We start from the raw sequence: 20431 nt of genomic DNA on the forward strand, positions 1-20431 counted from the left end.
GCAGATACAATAGATAGCCACAATTTATAGATAATTATGCAACCATCATAACAAACCCGACTGCTTTGTAAACCAGCGTGTAAATTGGTATTACCAATAAGAATTAATACTAGATTTCAAACTGTTACGATAATCCAAATGAAAATTTAATGAAAACAGCCAAATAAATATGAAAAATAGTCAAGATACTTAGCGGAAATAGGCAGGTGGCATAAAAAATATTCACCCACAGACTTCCCCTCAACAGAAACATACAATTGGTATGACCAAAAGTAGTTTTTTAGGACATGTTAACAAACACCTTTGGCAGCGATCTGCCGTTTACGTAAAGTCTGCGCAAGCTACCCAATTCAGGGTATAATGGGGAAATGAAATAACTGGAGTTATGTGCGTGTTTCACTGCGAGTTTACACTGGATAAAGATTACTTCCGTGAGTGTTTTGATCAATCTTTGCCTTACAGCAATGTCAGTAAGCCTAAGTATGCCCTGGTGGCATTTTTATTTGTTTTAGGCTGTGTTTCCATCTATGGCCTGGACAACGCCTACCTAGGCAACTTTTTGATTTTACTTGCCGTTTTGGAGTGTATTGCGCATTACTATCGACGCCCCTGGTGGGTAGCTAGGCAAATGGTGACGCGGGCCAGTGGTAGCAAGATAACACTACAAATTGACGCGCAGGGGATCACGGCAACCAATCCTTATAAATCGTATCAGATCCTCTGGTCAGAGGTGAATAAGGTAGCAGAAACCCAGCTGGGTGTAGTGCTGGTGCGCGCGGGTACAAACCAGTACATCTCTAAAAAAGCCCTCTCCGCAGAAGCCTTAGAGTTTATTTTGAGCAAAAAAAATAGCCACGACTGAGTGGCTACCTTTTCGAATTCTACCGGGCTGTTGTCCGGGAATCAGGTATTACATATTACCCGTAGTCGGGTTAGACTTTTCAGCCTGAATACGCATGTAGATCTCTTCACGGTGTACAGAAACATCTTTAGGGGCGTTAACGCCAATACGAACTTGATTTCCTTTAACACCTAATACGGTTACAGTTACTTCATCACCTATCATTAGAGTTTCGCCTACACGGCGAGTTAGAATTAGCATTCTCTTGCTCCTGTTATTCCAAAATTTAAAAGATTCCGCGTCTTGGTCATTTTAATGAAAAGTTTCCGTAAAAGTAAGCAAAATTATTGCCTAAACGTCACTTTCCAGTTTAAAAGCGTCATGCAGAGCACGTACAGCCAACTCAAGGTATCGCTCATCGATTAATACTGAAATCTTTATTTCCGAGGTTGCAACTAACAGAGGTGAAATATTCTCTGCTGCCAGCGCCGAAAAGAATGTGCCGACGTTCGCAGAGTGCGACTTTAAACCCACCCCTACCGCTGAGATTTTTACAACCGCTGTGTTACTAACGATTTCAACTGCGCCAAACGTGTGCTGATGCGTCCTGAGCAAATCCAGCGCCTGCAGATGATCATTGCTGTGCACAGTTAAAGCATAGTCTATTTTGCCAGTATGTTGATTCATTTGACTGATCATGTCGACTTCTATCGCATATTCACCAAAAAGTGACAAGATTTTAGCCAGGGTTGTGGGGCTGTCAGATGCTTGTTTAACTATCAACAGACATTCATCTTTTTGATGCGCAATCCCCGATACCACTTTCTTATTCATGGGGCTTTCCTCGTAAGTAATCAAGGTCCCGGCATCTGGTTTAAAGGTAGATAAAACACGTAATGGTAAGGTATAACGTCCAGCCGCTTCGACAGAGCGGATCTGCAACACTTTGGCGCCCAGGCTTGCAAGCTCCAACATTTCCTCGAACGTAACCCGGGCCATGCGGCGCGCTTTTGGTTCGATACGGGGATCACAGGTATAAACACCGTCTACATCGGTGTAAATCTGGCACTCGTCAGCCCCCAACGCGGCAGCAATTTCAACGGCGCTGGTGTCCGTCCCGCCTCGTCCTAAAGTAGTGATATTACCCTCAAGATCACGGCCCTGAAAGCCGGCAATGATACTGATATGGTGCTGTTGCAGCTCTTGACGTAAACGTGAAGTATCTATATCAACAATGCGGGCACGACCAAACATATTGTCAGTAACAATACCGGCTTGATCGGCCAGTAAGCTGATGGCGGAATGGCCCCGTTTAATGATGGCCATTGCCAATAATGCGATAGATACCTGCTCACCGGTGGTCAGCAGCACATCGAGCTCTCTGGGGCTAGGTTGCGCGTCTATCTGTGTGGCCAGATTAATCAGACGATTAGTTTCACCTGACATAGCGGACAACACAACCACCACCTGATGGCCAGCTTGTCGGGTCTTAACCACCAGGTCAGCGACAGCTTCGATGCGCTCAATCGAGCCGACCGAAGTGCCACCAAACTTTTGAACAATCAGTGCCACGTGTTACTGAGTTTTCTCAGCCAGCCACGCTGAAACACTGGCCAATGCGGCGTCCAGATTTTGTGGTTCTGAACCGCCAGCCTGGGCCATATCAGGACGGCCACCGCCCTTACCACCTACTTGTGCAGCCATATGGTTCACCAGTTCACCGGCTTTCACACGACCAACCAAGTCTTTAGTGACACCAGCAATCAGGCTGACTTTGTCACCATTTGCTACACCCAGAGCGATAACCCCTGAACCCATCTTGTTCTTCAGGTCATCGACCATACCACGCAACGCTTTGGACTCTGTACCGGCTACATTCGCAATCAACACTTTAATGCCATTGATGTCTGTCGCAGACTCGAGTAATGACGCACCAGCAGCACTTGCCAATTTATCGTTAAGCTGAGACACCTGCTTTTCTAACCCTTTGGCTTTTTCAATCAGGGCCGCCACTTTGTCCAGCGCACTGCTGTTATCGCCTTTCACCAAGGCTGCAATTTCGGCTAGCGTTTGCTCTTGATTAGCTACGTAAGCAATGGCCTCAGCACCGGTTACCGCTTCGATACGACGCACACCTGCAGCAATACCGCCTTCAGAGACAATCTTGAACAGACCAATGTCGCCAGCACGAGACACGTGTGTACCACCGCACAGCTCAATAGAGTAGTCACCAATCGACACAACACGTACTTCATCGTCGTACTTCTCGCCAAACAGCGCCATGGCGCCCTTCTCTTTCGCCGCGTCTATGTCCATTAATTCGGTATTTAGCGCGAAGTTAGTGCGGATCTGTGCATTCACAGCATCCTCAATCTCACGCAATTGCGCTTTGTTCACCCCTTCGAAGTGAGAAAAGTCAAAGCGCAGTTTATCAGCCATGACCAGTGAGCCTTTCTGTGCAACATGCTCACCCAATGCCTGACGCAGAGCTTCATGTAAAATGTGCGTTGCAGTGTGGTTTTTCTTGATGTCTTCACGACGGGCTGCATCAACCTGCGCATCGGCCTTGTCATTAACGCCAATACGGCCTGTCACACGACCATGATGGGCAATGGCATTGCCGAGTTTTTGCGTATCTGTTACAACAAACTCTCCAGCCGCGACTTTCAGGCTACCGGTATCTCCAACTTGACCACCTGACTCAGCGTAAAACGGCGTGCGATCCAACACCACAATGCCGCTGTCGCCTTCCTCAAGCACAGAAACAGACTGACCTTCTTTGAACAGCTCCACCACAGTGCCGGTGTAGTGTGTCGCATCGTAGCCTTTAAAGTCAGATGACTTCTCAGATTTCAGCTGCTCGTTATAATCGGCACCAAACTTACCCGCCTGCTGAGCCATCTTACGCTGTGTTTCCATGCACTCTTTAAAGCCACGTTCATCGATGGTCATAAAGCGTTCACGTGCCACATCTGCAGTCAAATCTGCCGGGAAGCCATAGGTATCGTACAATTTGAACACAACATCACCCGGGATCACATCGCCTTCTAATGAAGCTAGGTGCTCTTCCAGGATAGCCAGACCGCGGTCTAGTGTCTTACCAAACTGCTCTTCTTCAATACGCAGTACCTTCTCGATGATGGCACCTTGTTTAACCAGCTCAGGGTAAGCTTCACCCATTTGCTCACTCAATGCGCTCACCAACTGGTGGAAGAATGCGCCCTTAGCACCTAATTTATTACCATGACGAACAGCACGACGAATGATACGACGTAGTACATAACCACGCCCTTCGTTAGATGGCATCACACCATCAGCAATCAAAAACGCACAAGAGCGGATATGGTCCGCGATAACGCGCAGTGACTTATCTTCCAGATCTTGTGCGCCCGTTACCTTCGCAGCCGCCGCAATCAACGCCTGAAACAGGTCAATTTCATAGTTTGAATGCACGCCTTGCATGATCGCAGAAATACGCTCAAGACCCATGCCGGTGTCGACCGACTGTTTAGGTAGCGGCTCCATGGTGCCATCGGCATGCCGGTTGTATTGCATGAAGACTAGGTTCCAGATTTCGATGAAACGATCTCCATCTTCTTCTGGCGACCCTGGCGGTCCACCCCAGATCTCTTCACCATGGTCAAAGAATATTTCTGAACAAGGACCACATGGACCAGTATCACCCATCGACCAGAAATTATCCGAGGTCGCGATACGAATGATTTTATCTTCCGGAACACCCATCTCTTTTGACCAAATGTCATAGGCTTCCTCGTCATTGTGGTAAACAGTGACCAGGAGTTTGTCTTTGGGTAGTTTGATTTCTTCAGTCAGAAACTCCCAGGCAAAGCGAATGGCATCTTTCTTAAAGTAATCACCAAAGCTAAAGTTGCCTAGCATTTCGAAAAAGGTGTGGTGACGCGCAGTATACCCAACATTTTCCAGGTCGTTGTGTTTACCCCCTGCACGCACACAGCGCTGTGAACTGGTCGCCCGGTTATAAGGACGCTTTTCCCCGCCCAGAAACACATCTTTAAACTGCACCATACCGGCATTGGTAAATAACAACGTAGCGTCATTACCTGGGATCAGTGAACTTGAAGGCACCACCTGGTGTTGTTGTTTGGCAAAGTAGTCAAGAAAGCTCTGCCTTATCTGTGCGGTCGTCATCTGCTGCATGTGCTCATTACCCTTTATTGCTGCTGTAGTGACAGGCATTACTCACCGTGTGAGTGTGCCTCGATAGCATAATCTATTTCGTCATAACGAAATCCGCGCGACATCATGTAGCGAATTCGTTTTGACTTCTCTTTATAATCCAATTGAGTTGCCGACCGGCTGTACTTTTTCTCGTAGGCACGCAACGCTACGCTAAACCAGTCGACTTCTTGTTCTTCTATTAAGTGCTGTAAATATGATTTGTCGACACCTTTGCGCTGCGCATCCATCATAACACGTTTTTCACCGAGTCCCTTGGCCACTTGTTGTGACAAGAAACTGGCGCAATAGCGCTTATCGTCGAGATAGCCAAGCGATTCAAGCCAGTCAAGTAAACGTGTGATATACGTCTCTTCTGCCTCTTTTACCCGTAACTTCTGAGCAATTAGCTGACGGGAATACTCCTGCCTGGACAAAAGCCATAGCGCATAATTCTTCAGCTTTTTTTCATGCTCTTGTTGTTCCATCAGGCGTCAAACCGGCCGTTTTGCTGTTGCTGCTGCGGCGGTGTATCGTCACTTGATGCAGGCGGCTCAGAGACAGACATCATGGCCTGAAACGAGATAAAAAACCCGATGTAGGCAATGGGCATCACCACCAACAGTGGTACCAGCGACATGGGAACAGATAGCAGCATTAATAGCGCCACCAAAACCCCAAATACAGTCAACGGAGCCATATTGTGATAAAACACCAACAAAGACTGTTTCATCGCCTGAATAATACGGGGTTCATCGCGGAAAAATACCAGCGGTAGCGCATAGGCAAAGGCCATCATCGCCAGCGATTGTATAACAACAAAAATCGCTATATCTGCAATGGTTATCTGCGCCATGACCTGCGCCAGCACTTGCGCTTGATCACTGTGCTCACTCACATTCTGTAATACTTCCAGTGCAGGACCAAACAATACGCCCAGTAACGCACTCAGTAACAGCGCAACCCCCATTTGGTACAAACCAAAGCGAAACAAATTAAGACGGCGGCCTTTAGTTGAAAAAGGCACTAAGATGTCGGCCAGTGTAATCGCCTCACCCTGCTGTTTTTTCACCACTGCCAGATAAAAACCTGCGGTCAGAAAAGGCGACACCAGTACAGCCGCGAGCTGCAATGGCGGAAAGACAAAAGGCACCAGACTCACAACAACCATGAGTAGGTACATCATGACAAAGGTAAAAGGTTGAGACTTGAAAATAATCCATCCGGCTTTAAGCCATTGCAAGCCAAACCCTGCGGTAAACGTTTTAAATTCTGTTGGCATATTCATCAATTCATTGTGAAACAGACCGATTATACTGGGTCAAGGAAGGACTTAAAAGGTCAGATGGGGGAAATTTCAACTCGTTACCTACAACATCTGAGTCGAATCTGGCCAATCGACAAAACCGACCGACCAGAGGGTTGCCAGCGGCCTAGATTTCATCCGGCTTTTTGATCTTCTTTATATCTAACGTGTGCGAGCCATGTTTTACTTTGGTCTCAAGGTAATTTTTGTTGCCGGCCACACCCACTTTAACATGCGCATGCGTGCCCACCACTTCCTCAACCTCAATCCCGGCATCTCTGAGTGCATTTAGCTTACGGGGGTTATTGGTCATCAGGCGAACGTGGTCCAGACCAAGTGCCTGCAACATCAGTACCGCATCCGAAAAGTCACGTAAGTCATCATCGAACCCGAGGTGATTATTCGCTTCATAGGTATTCATGCCTTGTGACTGTAGCACGTATGCGTCGATCTTATTATACAGCCCTATCCCTCTGCCTTCCTGACGCAAATATAGCAACACACCGCCCTGCTGATGCATCGCTTCGATGCTTTCATTAAGCTGTTCACCACAATCACACCGTGAAGAATGAAATACATCACCCGTTAAACATTCTGAGTGCATTCTAATCAGCGGTACTGGCTGCTTGCTATCGGCACGATTAAACACCAGGGCAACGTGTTCCTGGCCGTCTTGTAACCCTTCAAATGAGACGATTTCTGCGGGAATATGACTACGCTGCCCAACATTCAGCTCAACTCTTGCTCTTACTTGTGCCACGACTACTAAAATACCTAATTGCAAAGATGTGATAATATCACAAAAAATACTGTAACTGACTATATGGTGGCTAAGTCACCCAGTTACAAGTCCTCAGACTAAATACTGGAAAATACACCGATCACCGCTAAGCTATCAATATCAAACCTGACTAATTTACAACCAATTAGAGCGCATCTATCAGGCAGCTACAGATTAAAAATTTCTCATTTATAACAAATAAATAGCAAATTTTTACTGCGTTATTGCCGAACGTTCCTCATTGTAAGATTGGCTGCTTAATTAAGCGGATTTGATATCAGAATTGCCCAGTGCCAATCGCACTTGTGCATTTTCTACTTAAATAATATCGTAATGGTAACTGATGCGCTCGAAAATTGTGATGTTTTTATCCCTGATCTGGTGCCTTGCGCTACCTTCGCAGGCAGATCAGTTAAAAGTAGATGGCTTTGCCACATTAGATATCAACATAAGTAACTCTCAGACGGCCGGGATCCGGCATGTGATCTCGCAGCCCGACGCCAGCTATTTAGGTGAGCCCAGCTTTGCCAACTCCTCCATTGGCTTACAGTTCGAATGGCAATCGTCTTCGCAACTGCAGTGGGTGGCGCAAACCGTACTCAAAGAGCGCAAAGAATACAAGCTTGATTACCTCATTCAGATGGCTTTTGCTCGCTACACCCTGACACCTAACTGGCAATTTCGCATTGGCCGTACAGGCCTCGATCTCTATATGATGACGGAGTATCGGGATATTGGCTTTGCATTTAACTACGGCCACCCACCCACTGAGTTTTACGCGGTTGTGCCACATCAGAATCTGGATGGCATTGATGTCACTTATACCTATCCACTTGAACAAAGTGTCCTGACTTACAAATTGTTCGCCGGACGTTCAAACGCACCGATAATCAGTGACGAGGATTTTATCTGGGATGTTGAGCTGAAATCTATATATGGCATGAACCTGTCGCTGCAAACCCAAAACTGGCTGCTGCGAAGCAATTTTACCACTACCCAAGCCGGCAACACGAATGAACAGCAGATTCAATTACTCAGCGCTATACAGCAAATACCGAGCGTCATCTGGCCGACACGCCAGGCACTCATTGAATCCTTGCTCATAAAAGGCAAACGATTTAATTACTTTACGCTCGGAGCCCACTACGATGATAGCCATTGGATTTTACAAAGTGAGCTCGCCTATATCGACTCAGATTCTGAGGTGCTCAATCATTTAAAAGCAGGCTACATCAGTGTCGGCACACACCACGATGACGACACCTGGTTACTGACACTCAGTGCAGCAAAATCTAACAACCGTGTTGATCCTGGACCTTTAGTGACTACGCCCCAGCTCGATGCGCTCTATCATGGCGTGATACGTCACACCAATTTTTACCTGATAGATCAGCATACCTGGTCGATAAGCTGGCGACGCGTTCTGACTTCTACGCTAGCAGCGAAAATCCAACTTGATCACACCCAGGCCAACCACTTACCATCGGCCTTTTACCTTCACAAGAACTTATCGTCTGGAGATCATGATAGGTATTTTCAGTCACTTGGACTCAGTCTGAATTGGGTGTTCTGATGCGGCGACAAGTACTATCAAGTATTCAGCGTAATCTAGCAAGGCTGAGAGTATTCTTCAGACTGATCTTAAGTGTGATGCTGTTCACCAGCTTTACCGCTGGCGCAACTGACCCTTTGGTGGTGATTGTACACAAAGACAATCCTAATCAGCAGATCTCCCAGCATCAGCTGGTTGATCTCTATATGGGCAAATACACCGCCTTTCCGGACGGTACCTTGGCTAAGGTCCTAGACTATGAGCAGGGACATCCTTTACGTACTTTTTTTCTGACTTCGTTAACAGGACGGCCTATTAATCAGATAAATGCATACTGGTCACAGGTAAAATTTAGTGGTAAGGCCTCTTTTCCACAAGCACATCAATCAATCGACGCTATACTTGAAGAAGTCGCATCTACGCCCGATGCAATAGGTTATGTGCCTGCAACTACAGTTACTGAGGACGTTAAAGTGGTGTATCGTTTTGTTCAATAAACACAGCTTAATCACACGGCTAACTCTTTTACTGAGTCTGGTGACGCTACTTTTCAGTGTGATCTACGCAAAACTATATTATCGGCATGTATTTGATGAAGAGCTGGCCCGTGCCAGCGATACGGTTATGCAAATAGGGAAAACCGTGTCGTCCACTGCGTCTATTGCCGCCTATCTTGAAGACAAAGACCTCGCCACGGAAGTCGTTAATGGGTTAGTGAGCAACGATGTTATTTTATCAGCTGCACTCGTAAGTAAAGATACTTTGCTGGCCAAGAGCATCTTACACAGTGGTCCGGGCAGCATTCAAATCGAACTGGTTAACCCTTTTTTTCTATCCGAGCACATCGGCTTAATACATATCGCGCCAAATACCCAAATCATTGAACAGAACGCGCAAAATATCGCACTGGGCGGCGTCAGAACCATGCTGGTCGTGATCTTGCCCATCATAATCTTACTGATGGCCCTAGTTTATTGGCAAGTTACCCGACCACTGAATCATGTCGGCAAACAATTAGCGAAAATTCTCCCGGGCAGTGCTCAGCGCCTAAGAGTAGACAAACACCCTCAACATAATGAGATAGGCCGTATTGAGCTGGGGATCAACACCCTGCTGGACAAAGCCGAAGTGCTATTTGAACAAGAGCGAAGTCTCAGAGCAGAAGTCGTGGAACTGGAAAAACGCTTTCGGTTGATGTTTGAGCAGTCGTCTTCGCCCACCTTACTGGTAAAAGACGAAGGCGATATTTTGTTGATCAACGATGCAGCAAAAGATCTACTGGTTGGCATGGGCATAGACATAGACGAGCGATTTCCTGAAAATCTCGGGTTGTACTGTAAAACCCCGGATATTCTCTACACCTTCACTGAAAACAGCATCAAACAAAAACAGGTGATGCAGTCTGAATTTGAGTTCATTAATCCACTAACTCAAACCACAGTATGGTTGAGCATTATCGTACTTAATACACTCAGCGACGGAAAATGGTACTTTCAGGTGTTCCTTGCCGATATTACTCTACGCAAGACCATGCTCAACCAGCTCAACAAGCGTGCGCAAAGGGACAGCCTTACAGGGCTGTATAATCGCTATGGTGCCGAGCTCATGTTACTTGACTGGATAGATAATCAATGTACATTTAGCCTGCTGCTCATAGACTTAGACAAATTTAAACCAATTAACGATGTTTATGGTCACAACGCCGGAGATGCACTGCTCAAACACGTAGCCAGTCAATTATCTAACATTATGGGCACCACTGATCTGGTTTGTCGCTGGGGAGGAGATGAATTTTTGATTGCCCGGATGGATATCACCCAACAAGAGCTTACACGCCTTGCTCAAACATTGCTCGAAGCAATCAATCAGCCTATGCCATTTGAACATCGTGAAGGACTGACCGAACTGGTGGTGGGTGCCAGTATCGGTATTGCACACTTCCCTCAGCATGCAGAAAATCTAAAAGGCCTGGTGGAATGTGCTGACGTCGCAATGTACAGCATTAAAAAGACCTCCAGGAATAACTTTACCTTTTATTCCAATTGAGCACAGTTGCATGGCTCAGCATTACTCTGACTGAGCCACCTTTCTTATTGAATCGCCCTCAGAACTTATCTAACAAGGCCGAGTCGTACCGGGCCAAATCGAGTGTTACCTGATATTGCTTGGTCAGCACATCGAGCTCTGCCTGCCAGATGCCCAGCTCTTCCATCGTCAACGTATTATCGTCAAGCTGCCATAATTGACGCGAACCACTGTAACTAAACTGCATGGCAAGCATGGCATCCACATCGCCCTGCTGTGCGGCCACCTTAACTTTGGCCATTTTTCGGGTAACCTTATTCAGCGCCTGTTTGAGCTGCCAGACATAGTTCACTTCATACATGAACGGGTGATACTGCACTTGTTTGAGTACCGCAGCGATTATCACACACGTCAACACAACCCCTGTGAGGTTCCAATGGAAGTGACTCCCATCCGGATCCGGGAAAGCAACAATCAAAATCCGGGCAAACCCTAAGCTGCCAGCGACCAGGGCCGCAATACAGGCCGCGATCACTATGTTCAGGTGTTTTCTGTAACGTGCTTTATCTATGTCCAGTAATTGCATCTTTTCTCCCACATACTGTAAAACTATCACGCAGGCTAGGCTGTTACGCCCCGCTTAGCCTGTAATGATGACCAGGTAATCAGGTAGGTCTGTTCAGTTATTTTGCGCATTCTAACGTAATCGGGAAAAAAAACGCTAACTAGTTCACCCCTTTTTGACCTCAGTACCGTTTTACTGATAAATCATCAAGGAGCATGCTTATGAACGGTCAATTTCTAGCAGAACAACCGCCTCGCCCTTACCAGACCCTGAATAAGGTATTATTGTCGTTTTTGGGGGCCTGTGGAGTAACTTTTGCTGCCTTCGCTTTTATGCAGCACTTAATCAGTCAGGATCTGGAGTTTAAACAAGCCCCCATTACCTATACACCCGTTTTTCTTCCCGAAGTAAAGCAAGATACGCCTGTTGAAACGATCCAAAAACTGCCGCCACCGCCTAAACCAGTGCCAAAAGCCCCGCCTAAACCAACGGTGAATGCAGAAACGCCAACCGTGGCGTTAAACGGGCTTGGCAGTGCGCCGGTCGTCGAAACAGGCCCTATACAAATGGGCTCATCGATGAAACCAACCGATATGCAGGCAACGCCCATCGTCAGAATTGAGCCTCGTTACCCGACTGTCGCTGCACGTGATGGCATGGAGGGGTGGGTTGAACTGCATTTTACAATTTCTGAAACAGGCGAAGTAGTCGATGCCAGAGTCGCTAATGCTGAACCTAAACGTGTATTCAACCGTGAGGCATTAAAAGCCTTAAAGCGCTGGAAATACCGCCCTCAAGTCGTGAATGGTCAGCCCCAGCGACTGCCCGGACAAAAAGTCGTGCTGGAGTTCAAGCTAAACCAGAATTAATATCTAGACTGGGCACCGGGTTTATTTTCCTGGTGCAACCAGGCACCAAACAATAAAAACAAGGACCTGCCTATGCTACTTGCTTTGAAAAACTGGCTGTCGGCAAACGAATCCGAGCCTGCCGACCCTTTATATGAGTTTAAATTGAGCGGAGACAACAAGTACCTGGAACTGGCGATAGACAAATATAATCACGATTTATATCACTTTTTGTTGACCCAAGGTGACAGCGAACTGGCCAAAGACGTATGTCAGAAAACCTGGCTAACCGTCGTTGAAAAACGTCAGGCCTATCATACCAGCCAGGCACCGAAAGCCTTTTTATTCAAGCTGGCCCGAAACGCGCTGATCGACGAGTTGCGAAAACAAAACCGGCTGACCTATATGGAACACACGGAACAGCAGCTATCTGTTCCGGCAGAGCACAGTGTACGGTCACATCAATCCTTGTACGATGCGATTTTATTACTGCCACTACAGCAAAAAGAAGCCATAAGCCTGCAACTGGAAGGTTTTTCCTTGCAACAAATCGCCAGTATCACTGACGCCCCGCAAGAAACCATAAAAACGCGCCTGCGTTATGCCCGCACAGCGCTTAAGCACGTATTAGGAGAAGATGATGAGTGACAAATCGCAGGCAGATCGGCTCAAGCAGGCCTATCAACACGCGAAGCAACAGCACAGGCCTTCGGCACTTGAGCAGCGCCAGCTCAAGCAAGTGTGTCGCGCAGCCAATACCAGCGCGAAACAGATAAGCTGGTGGCAAAGAGGCCAGTGGGTTTTAGCATGCGGGGCACTCATGGTGTTGGCGACAGTCATGCTATCTCAGGAGCAGCGCCAGCAATCGGCGCAAGCTTTATACGCCCTGAGTTTTGATGATTATGAACAGGTTGAAACTCACAGTGTCGAACAGGGCCACTACGTTACTCAGCTTCGGGCCCAAAAGCAGACTTTAGATAAGCAATTTAAACAACAGCATCAACAACTTAGCGAGCAACGCTTTTATGGACGACTGGTGCACAGTGACGCCAATACCTGGTTTGTTGCCGACTGCCGCAACAAAACGCTTTTGGAAATTAAACATTCAGTGCTCGCAGCACTGCAAGACGACGTAATGTTGTCAGGCATGTCACCAGGACAGATGTTAGCGCTGGATAAAAATACGGATGGCCACTTAACGACCATCGCAGCAGCTCCTGGCAAAGTATATGCCTGTCCTTAACCTCGCCAGCCTCAGAGCAAGGCTGGCAAAAGACGATATTTAAATCATTACGATACTGGCAACGAAGAAGCTGATCAGGGCCAATACACCACCGACCATCGCATAAGGCAGTTGCGTTTTCACGTGAGTCAGCAGATCGCAGCCAGATGCCAGCGCTGACACGGCGCTGGTATCTGAAATCGGTGAGCAGTGATCGCCGAAAATGCCGCCGCTGAGAATTGCGCCGACAACCAGCGATGGTGGCAGCCCCAAGGTTTGGATCAATGGCACGCCTATCGGGATAAGAATGGCAAAAGTGCCCCAGGACGTGCCCGTCGTAAACGACATCACGGCGCCAGTTAAAAACAACACAGGCACAATGAAGTAAACCGGTAAGTAATCTCCCACTAAAGAGGCAACAAACACCCCAGTGCCTAACTCTTTTAAACTTGCCCCCAGCGTCAGTGACAACAATACGATACTCACCAAAGGCAGCAGTTCTCCCATACCTTTGAAGCCCACATCAACCAGCTGTTGATGCGTAAAATGACGAGCTTTGAGCAGCAGTAAGTAGGCTACCGCCGTTGCCAATACTGTGGCATACAAAACCGATTTAGAGCCACTGCCTTGAGCCAGTTCCCCCCCACCAGTCCACAACATAAAACCCAGCATACTGATGATAAGTGTCGCCAATGGCACTAACATAAAGCGCGCTTTACTGGCAGCCGGCCCTTTGTCTATTTCCTGGTCCTGCTTTGCCAGCGCCTGTTCTGCCACTTTCATTGGGCCATGTACTTTGTCAAATACTATGGTGTAAAACACTATCAACAATGCAATGATGGCATAAAAATTAAATGCCACACTGCCCCACAAAATACTGACCGCCGATTGCTCCAGCTCATAATTACTCAACAGACCCAACACATACGCGCCCCAGCCATTTAGCAGAATCAGAATACACACAGGGGCACTGGTGCTGTCGATAATATAAGCCAAACGTGCGCGACTCATTTTGAATTTATCAAACAGTCCCCGGGATACGATCCCTGAGGTCAGCACACTCATGTTAGACTCAATAAACACGGCCATCCCCGTGAACATGGTCAGCAGACCAACCTGACGCTTGCTTTTGGCAACGCCAATGTTCAGCAGTTTATTTACTGTCGCACCGACGCCACCTGATTCCCTGATATAAGCCAGTAGCGCACCAATCACGATACTAAACAGCAAAATTCGATTGTTTCCGGGAGAGGTGGCAACGCTCACGATGCGCTCAATACTATTAATAAAGGTGGAAAATAGCGCGTTACCACCACCGTTTAGCGCGAGCAGAAATTCCGACGAGATCAACGCCAGGATAAGCGCCACAATGACCTCTTTGCGCCAAAACACCACGGCAATGGCTATCAAAGGCGGTAAAATCGAATACCAGGACATAGGTTCCCTATTACTAATTATTAGATCAGGCTGTAAACCTGTTAGCTTAATTAGTTGCGGGGAAAAAACCAAGCTTTTCGCAGCTGAATTTACAAACGCAACAAAAAGAACTTTTTTAGGTACCAACCAGATTAAAAAGCGCAATAATATATCTTTCTGATCTATTACATTGTTCACTTTGAACCTATAATATGGACATCTCTGTCAGTACAGGTTACCAAGTGAAGCGCATGTCTACTTTTATTAAAATAAAGGCATTAAGGCCAACTCTCTCACAAAGTGAGGCAAAACTCGCCGACTTTACCCTAAATTCGGGGACCCAGATCCGCACCTTGTCGTCCATTGAACTGGCCAAGGCTGCCGGCGTCAGTCAGTCCAGTGTCGTAAAGTTTGCACAAAAATTGGGGTACCGGGGTTTTCCGGCTTTCAAACTCGCGGTTGTGGATGCACTGAATGAGCAAACTTCCGAGCAGGCATCTCGCTCCACACAGTTTGAGCAAAGCGATTCGCTGGCTGATATCAGCGAAAAGCTCATCGCCAATCAACACAAAACGCTGAGTGCAACTCAGAAACTCAATAATGACTCAGAATTTGAGCGCACGGTGCAGACCTTAAAAGCGGCACGCAAAGTACTGATCTGCGCCAAAGGTGCATCCTGGTCTGTTGCGCAAGATTTTGCCTTTAAACTACAAAAAGTAGGCATTTCTGCGGTATGTCACAGCGATGAATATAATGCAGCCAGCTATGTCGCGTCGATGGGCAAAGAGGATCTGCTGGTTGTGATCAGCAATTCAGGTCAGACAAAAGCACTTCTGAAACTGGCCGAACAGGCGAAACGCAATGAGTGCCGTTTGTGTGCTATCACGCGCTACGGCGACTCTCAGCTCAGTGAAATGGCGGAGCATGTCTTGTTTACCGTACAAGAGGCTGAGCCAGTTAATCACAGCGCGATACTCACCCGGGCATCCCAATGCTACCTCATTGATACGCTCTTTGTTGCCCTGGCTCAGTCTAACTTGCACTGGCAACGCAGGGTTGAGCGGGCAAATGATAATATGCGCGCGATTTTTAACGACTGAGATCGTTTTATTCCCGCTCATACAGCAGGTAAGGCAGGCGGCGTGTCTTAAACGCCTGTACTTCCTGCGCCCAGATGGCTTCTATCTGGTGTGCTTTCAAGCCCTGTGTCAGTGCCAGGCGGATCACATCCGTTCCCGCCAGTTTGTCAAAAAACCCCGGTGAATTAATCAATGCCTCAGGGTGTTGCTCAAATGCACTGTAGGCCTGCACTAACCAGTCTAACGACAGACCGCGCTGCTGAGAATAGCGTAAATCTCTGGCATAAACCGTTTTGCCTTTTAGCTTAGGGTGCATGGCTGCACCGGGTATAGAACGTGGCGAAAAAGCCAAGGTGCCAAGCCGGATATGATCATGACCAAATACCTGAAACGGAAAATCACTACCTCGACCCACAGAAACGCGCGTCGCCTCAAATAAACATAGCGAAGGGTACAAATAAATAGCGCGCTGGTTAGGTAAGTTAGGGCTCGGCGCTATGGGTAGCGTATAGTCATCCTTTGCACTGTAACTGGCAACCGGGATAACCGTCAGATCAAGCATTATACTGCTGTCTAACCACCCCTCACCGACACTCATCAAGGCCAGCTCACCCAGCGTCATACCATGCAAGACGGGCACAGGCAGCATACCAACAAAAGAGCGAAAACGTTCATCCAATACCGGGCCATCGACATAGGCAATATTCGGATTGGGCCGGTCCAGTACCAGATAGCTGACGCCACTTTGCTGCGCCGCCTCCATCGTCAGAAACAATGTGCTGAGGTAGGTATAAAAGCGTACACCCACATCCTGAATATCAAATACCAGAATATCAATATCTGCCAGCTGTGCTGGCTTTGGTTTCTTGTTTGTACCGTACAAGGAAACAATTGGCACGCCCGTTTTTGTGTCTTTACCATCCGTGATGTAAACACCTGCTCCTTTGTTGCCCCGAAATCCATGCTCTGGTGCAAAGATTTGGACCACATTCACCTGATTGTCTGTCAGATAATCCAGCAAGTGTTGATCACGTACTCGTGCACTTTGATTCACCACCAAACCAACCCGTTTGCCTTCCAGCATTGGCAGGTACAGGTCACCGCGTTCGGCAGCAACCTCAATCGCCCGTGTTTGAAATGAGCAAAGGAGCACACTGATGATAATCATCAGCATCAGAAAAGCATGGATAGTCTGGCGCACAAAAGTTCTCAGGGGAAAGCAAACAGTGTCGAGATTGTGCGGTGCGATGGCTCACCTTTGCAAATATTTACGACGGAAGAAATCTTAAAAATCGAGCCCTGACCGCCTGGTTCGTAGCCAGGTACTCTATCCAGCTGAAGTAACTCACACCAAATTTCAGACACAAAAAAACCGACTTTCGTCGGTTGATTGCTCACTTCTTGAAGAAGAAGTGGCGGACGCGGGACGTCTTTTGTGGAGAGTGAACCTCCGACCGCTGAGTTCGTAGCCAGGTACTCTATCCAGCTGAAGTAACTCACACCAAATTTCAGACACAAAAAAACCGACTTTCGCCGGTTGATTGCTCACTTCTTGAAGAAGAAGTGGCGGGCTCGGGACGTCCTTTGTGGAGAGTGAACCTCCGACTGCCTGGTTCGTAGCCAGGTACTCTATCCAGCTGAAGTAACTCACACCAAATTTCAGACACAAAAAAACCGACTTTCGTCGGTTGATTGCTCACTTCTTGAAGAAGAAGTGGCGGACGCGGGACGTCTTTTGTGGAGAGTGAACCTCCGACCGCCTGGTTCGTAGCCAGGTACTCTATCCAGCTGAAGTAACTCACACCAAATTTCAGACACAAAAAAACCGACTTTCGTCGGTTGATTGATCACTTCTTGAAGAAGAAGTGGCGGACGCGGGAGGATTCGAACCTCCGACCGCCTGGTTCGTAGCCAGGTACTCTATCCAGCTGAGCTACGCGTCCGTTTTATCATGTTTAACACTTGATATGTGCCTCTTTTTATTTAACCACTTAAGAGAAGTGGCGGACGCGGGAGGATTCGAACCTCCGACCGCCTGGTTCGTAGCCAGGTACTCTATCCAGCTGAGCTACGCGTCCGTTTTATCATGTTTAACACTTGATATGTGCTTCTTTTTATTTAACCACTTAAGAAAAGTGGCGGACGCGGGAGGATTCGAACCTCCGACCGCCTGGTTCGTAGCCAGGTACTCTATCCAGCTGAGCTACGCGTCCGTTTTATCATGTTTAACACTTGATATGTGCTTCTTTTTATTTAACCACTTAAGAAAAGTGGCGGACGCGGGAGGATTCGAACCTCCGACCGCCTGGTTCGTAGCCAGGTACTCTATCCAGCTGAGCTACGCGTCCGTCTTATTACAAAGGCACCATTTTAATAAATGGCGGAGAAGGAGGGATTCGAACCCTCGATAGGGCTACAAACCCTATACTCCCTTAGCAGGGGAGCGCCTTCAGCCACTCGGCCACCTCTCCGTCTTTGTGGGGCGTATAATATAGAACCGTGAAAATATGTCAAATACTTTTCTTGTAAAAAAGCACTGTATGGTGATAGATTGTTCAGCTTGGTCTATTTTAAGGCGCTTTGTCGATTATTTTGTCATAAATTAGTCACTTTTAGGGCCTGACTGTATATTATAGTGGTCCAAAAGAGTTTGCTTACGCGTGCTTTCTTCAGCAATAAAGGCATCTACATAGCCTAAACGCTGAAATTCGCTGATACAGCTACGACAATAATTCATCCTGGCTTGTTCGTGCTGTGATTTTGATTTTTGTTGCGACATGGTCTGAGTTCATTTGCATCCTTTCATAACCAAAGCAGTATAGGCTAAAAAGTCTGATATGCCACTCGTACCCAACTAGCAACCATTTCCCAATAGCACTTCGGTACACCTTCTCTGTTTCTAACCCTTGTTCTTACTGAAGTTTTATAAATATATTGAGAGCTCAGCTGACGTTTAGCAGATATGTCTTACATAGATAAAAGAAAAGCGCCTTAGGCGCTTTTCTCAATTGTACATTCAATGTAACCGGACTAGTCAGCCTGAGGTCGCATATGCGGGAACAGGATAACGTCTTTGATAGTCGGAGAGTCGGTAAATAACATCACCAGACGGTCGATACCAATCCCCTCACCAGCCGTTGGCGGTAAGCCATACTCCAGCGCGCGGATGTAGTCATCATCAAAGTGCATTGCTTCGTCGTCACCAGCGTCTTTCTCTTCAACCTGACGTGCAAAACGCGCTGCCTGATCTTCTGCATCATTCAGCTCTGAGAAGCCGTTTGCCAGTTCACGTCCACCTACGAAGAATTCAAAACGATCAGTGATAAACGGATTTTCGTCATTACGACGTGCCAGCGGCGAAACTTCCCACGGGTATTCCGTGATGAAAGTCGGCTGGATCAGTTTGTGCTCAGCCGTTTCTTCAAAGATTTCACATAAAAATTTACCGGCACCCCATACACATTTTTCAGGGATCTTCACGTGTACTTTCTTCGCGTAGGCCACCAACTCTTCAAAGTGGTTTTCTGGATCTTTAAAGATGTGGGCAGAGGCTTCAGCGTCCGGACCATATTTGATGATCGCATCAGCCATAGACAGGCGCTCAAACGCTTTACCAAAGTCGTACTCGATGGTTTCAAGAACTTCGCCTTCTGCGTTCTTAACGGTATTAGTCACAATGGTCGTACCCAGTACGTCCTGTGCAACGGTACGCAGCATGTCTTCTGTCAGGTTCATCAGATCTTTGTAATCTGCGTATGCCTGATAGAATTCAATCATAGTGAATTCCGGGTTATGGCGAGTCGACAGGCCTTCGTTACGGAAGTTACGGTTGATCTCGAATACACGATCAAAGCCACCAACCACCAGGCGCTTCAGGTAAAGCTCAGGTGCGATACGCAGATACATGTCGATGTCCAGCGCATTGTGGTGCGTCACAAACGGACGTGCCGTTGCACCGCCAGGGATCACTTGTAGCATTGGCGTTTCAACTTCCATAAAGTCACGCTCAGCCAGGAAGCGACGAATACCTTCAATCACTTTAGAGCGAATACGGAAGGTCTCACGCGTTTCCATGTTAGTGATCAGATCAACATAGCGCTGACGATACTTGGCTTCCTGATCCGTTAAGCCATGGAATTTCTCTGGTAGCGGACGCAGCGATTTAGTCAGTAGTTCATAGTGGACCATATCAACATATAAATCGCCTTTACCTGATTTGTGCAGCGGACCAGACACACCAATGATGTCGCCAATGTCGAGCTGACCATATTTGGCTTTCAGCTCTTTTTGTACATCTTTAGACGCGTAAGCCTGGATACGACCTTTCATGTCTTGCAGAACCAAAAATGGTCCACGCTTAGCAAGGATGCGGCCAGCCACAGAGACCTGATGATCTAACTCAACCAGCTCTTCTTTAGACTTATCACCAAACTTAGCCTGTAGATCAGCCGTATAGTCTTCACGGCGGAAGGTGTTCGGATGGCCATTGGCACTGCAATTATCACGAATTGCATCCAATTTAGCACGACGCTCAGCAATGAGTTTATTCTCGTCTTGGATTTGCTCTGTCATTTTTTAGCTCTTAGTTTAGCTTGTTGA

The 20431-nt window shown here is 47.3% G+C and carries 18 protein-coding genes and 5 tRNA genes; 8 read left to right on the forward strand and 15 right to left on the reverse strand.

Annotation, left to right across the window (positions count from 1 at the left end):
- The first annotated feature begins 385 nt into the window (after positions 1 to 385).
- Entirely contained in the window at positions 386 to 862 is a 477-nt protein-coding gene (locus AT705_RS07625; protein ID WP_058796128.1) for a YcxB family protein, read from the forward strand.
- A gap of 48 nt (positions 863 to 910) precedes the next feature.
- On the opposite strand, the gene csrA is transcribed toward AT705_RS07625, so the two are convergent.
- The 6 genes from csrA to AT705_RS07655 all read right to left on the reverse strand — a co-directional run bounded on the left by csrA (position 911) and on the right by AT705_RS07655 (position 7104).
- The gene (gene csrA / locus AT705_RS07630) at positions 911 to 1102 is read right to left on the reverse strand and encodes a carbon storage regulator CsrA (protein WP_010386837.1); all 192 of its coding nucleotides are present in this window, start codon (positions 1100 to 1102) and stop codon (positions 911 to 913) included.
- 90 nt (positions 1103 to 1192) lie between these two features.
- A complete protein-coding gene (locus AT705_RS07635) occupies positions 1193 to 2413 on the reverse strand; it encodes an aspartate kinase (RefSeq protein WP_058796129.1) in 1221 nt (406 codons plus the stop codon).
- A 3-nt stretch (positions 2414 to 2416) separates the two neighbouring features.
- On the reverse strand, positions 2417 to 5020 hold the full coding sequence (gene alaS / locus AT705_RS07640) for an alanine--tRNA ligase (protein ID WP_058797930.1): 2604 nt from the start codon (positions 5018 to 5020) through the stop codon (positions 2417 to 2419).
- 38 nt (positions 5021 to 5058) lie between these two features.
- Positions 5059 to 5526 carry a regulatory protein RecX gene (locus tag AT705_RS07645; RefSeq protein WP_058796130.1) on the reverse strand — a complete coding sequence of 156 codons (468 nt, stop codon included), beginning with the start codon at positions 5524 to 5526 and terminating at the stop codon, positions 5059 to 5061.
- Positions 5526 to 6320 carry a BPSS1780 family membrane protein gene (locus tag AT705_RS07650; RefSeq protein WP_058797931.1) on the reverse strand — a complete coding sequence of 265 codons (795 nt, stop codon included), beginning with the start codon at positions 6318 to 6320 and terminating at the stop codon, positions 5526 to 5528. The genes AT705_RS07645 and AT705_RS07650 overlap by 1 nt, the downstream gene beginning before the upstream one ends.
- A gap of 151 nt (positions 6321 to 6471) precedes the next feature.
- On the reverse strand, positions 6472 to 7104 hold the full coding sequence (locus tag AT705_RS07655) for a GTP cyclohydrolase II (protein WP_058796131.1): 633 nt from the start codon (positions 7102 to 7104) through the stop codon (positions 6472 to 6474).
- Positions 7105 to 7468: 364 nt separating this feature from the next.
- Here AT705_RS07655 and AT705_RS07660 point away from each other — a divergent pair, with 364 nt between their 5' ends.
- Genes AT705_RS07660 through AT705_RS07670 form a run of 3 tightly spaced genes read left to right on the forward strand, consistent with a single transcriptional unit; the run spans position 7469 to position 10723 of the window.
- Positions 7469 to 8698: a hypothetical protein gene (locus AT705_RS07660; protein WP_058796132.1), complete on the forward strand. Its 1230-nt coding sequence runs from the start codon at positions 7469 to 7471 to the stop codon at positions 8696 to 8698.
- A complete protein-coding gene (locus AT705_RS07665) occupies positions 8698 to 9174 on the forward strand; it encodes a hypothetical protein (RefSeq protein WP_058796133.1) in 477 nt (158 codons plus the stop codon). Before AT705_RS07660 ends, AT705_RS07665 begins: the two co-directional genes overlap by 1 nt.
- A 40-nt stretch (positions 9175 to 9214) precedes the next feature.
- Positions 9215 to 10723, forward strand: a complete 1509-nt coding sequence (locus tag AT705_RS07670; RefSeq protein WP_237113796.1) for a sensor domain-containing diguanylate cyclase — start codon at positions 9215 to 9217, stop codon at positions 10721 to 10723.
- Positions 10724 to 10781: 58 nt separating this feature from the next.
- On the opposite strand, the gene AT705_RS07675 is transcribed toward AT705_RS07670, so the two are convergent.
- Entirely contained in the window at positions 10782 to 11288 is a 507-nt protein-coding gene (locus tag AT705_RS07675; RefSeq protein WP_058796135.1) for a DUF3087 domain-containing protein, read from the reverse strand.
- 200 nt (positions 11289 to 11488) lie between these two features.
- Here AT705_RS07675 and AT705_RS07680 point away from each other — a divergent pair, with 200 nt between their 5' ends.
- From AT705_RS07680 to AT705_RS07690, 3 genes are all read left to right on the forward strand, one after another.
- The gene (locus AT705_RS07680; protein WP_058796136.1) at positions 11489 to 12136 is read left to right on the forward strand and encodes an energy transducer TonB; all 648 of its coding nucleotides are present in this window, start codon (positions 11489 to 11491) and stop codon (positions 12134 to 12136) included.
- 72 nt (positions 12137 to 12208) lie between these two features.
- Positions 12209 to 12763, forward strand: coding sequence for an RNA polymerase sigma factor (locus tag AT705_RS07685; RefSeq protein ID WP_058796137.1), 555 nt, complete (start codon positions 12209 to 12211; stop codon positions 12761 to 12763).
- Positions 12756 to 13358 (forward strand): hypothetical protein, encoded by a 603-nt coding sequence (locus tag AT705_RS07690; protein WP_058796138.1) that lies wholly within the window; start codon positions 12756 to 12758, stop codon positions 13356 to 13358. The genes AT705_RS07685 and AT705_RS07690 overlap by 8 nt, the downstream gene beginning before the upstream one ends.
- A gap of 39 nt (positions 13359 to 13397) precedes the next feature.
- Here the strand turns inward: AT705_RS07690 and AT705_RS07695 are convergent, their stop codons facing one another.
- Positions 13398 to 14774 carry a Na+/H+ antiporter NhaC family protein gene (locus tag AT705_RS07695; protein ID WP_058796139.1) on the reverse strand — a complete coding sequence of 459 codons (1377 nt, stop codon included), beginning with the start codon at positions 14772 to 14774 and terminating at the stop codon, positions 13398 to 13400.
- A 230-nt stretch (positions 14775 to 15004) separates the two neighbouring features.
- Between AT705_RS07695 and AT705_RS07700 the strand changes: the two genes are divergently transcribed.
- Positions 15005 to 15853, forward strand: coding sequence for a MurR/RpiR family transcriptional regulator (locus tag AT705_RS07700; RefSeq protein WP_058796140.1), 849 nt, complete (start codon positions 15005 to 15007; stop codon positions 15851 to 15853).
- 7 nt (positions 15854 to 15860) lie between these two features.
- Here the strand turns inward: AT705_RS07700 and AT705_RS07705 are convergent, their stop codons facing one another.
- The 7 genes from AT705_RS07705 to lysS form a co-directional block, all read right to left on the reverse strand.
- A complete protein-coding gene (locus AT705_RS07705; protein ID WP_058796141.1) occupies positions 15861 to 17033 on the reverse strand; it encodes an exo-beta-N-acetylmuramidase NamZ family protein in 1173 nt (390 codons plus the stop codon).
- Positions 17034 to 17698: 665 nt separating this feature from the next.
- A tRNA-Arg gene (locus AT705_RS07710) sits at positions 17699 to 17775 on the reverse strand.
- Between the two features lie 58 nt (positions 17776 to 17833).
- A tRNA-Arg gene (locus AT705_RS07715) sits at positions 17834 to 17910 on the reverse strand.
- A 58-nt stretch (positions 17911 to 17968) separates the two neighbouring features.
- Positions 17969 to 18045, reverse strand: a tRNA-Arg gene (locus AT705_RS07720).
- 58 nt (positions 18046 to 18103) lie between these two features.
- Positions 18104 to 18180 (reverse strand) — tRNA-Arg (locus AT705_RS07725).
- 30 nt (positions 18181 to 18210) lie between these two features.
- A tRNA-Ser gene (locus tag AT705_RS07730) sits at positions 18211 to 18303 on the reverse strand.
- A gap of 559 nt (positions 18304 to 18862) precedes the next feature.
- Complete coding sequence (gene lysS, locus AT705_RS07735) at positions 18863 to 20404, reverse strand: lysine--tRNA ligase (RefSeq protein WP_058796142.1); 1542 nt, start codon at positions 20402 to 20404, stop codon at positions 18863 to 18865.
- Positions 20405 to 20431 lie beyond the last annotated feature (27 nt).

This window comes from Pseudoalteromonas rubra (genome assembly GCF_001482385.1).
GTDB lineage: Bacteria > Pseudomonadota > Gammaproteobacteria > Enterobacterales > Alteromonadaceae > Pseudoalteromonas > Pseudoalteromonas ardens.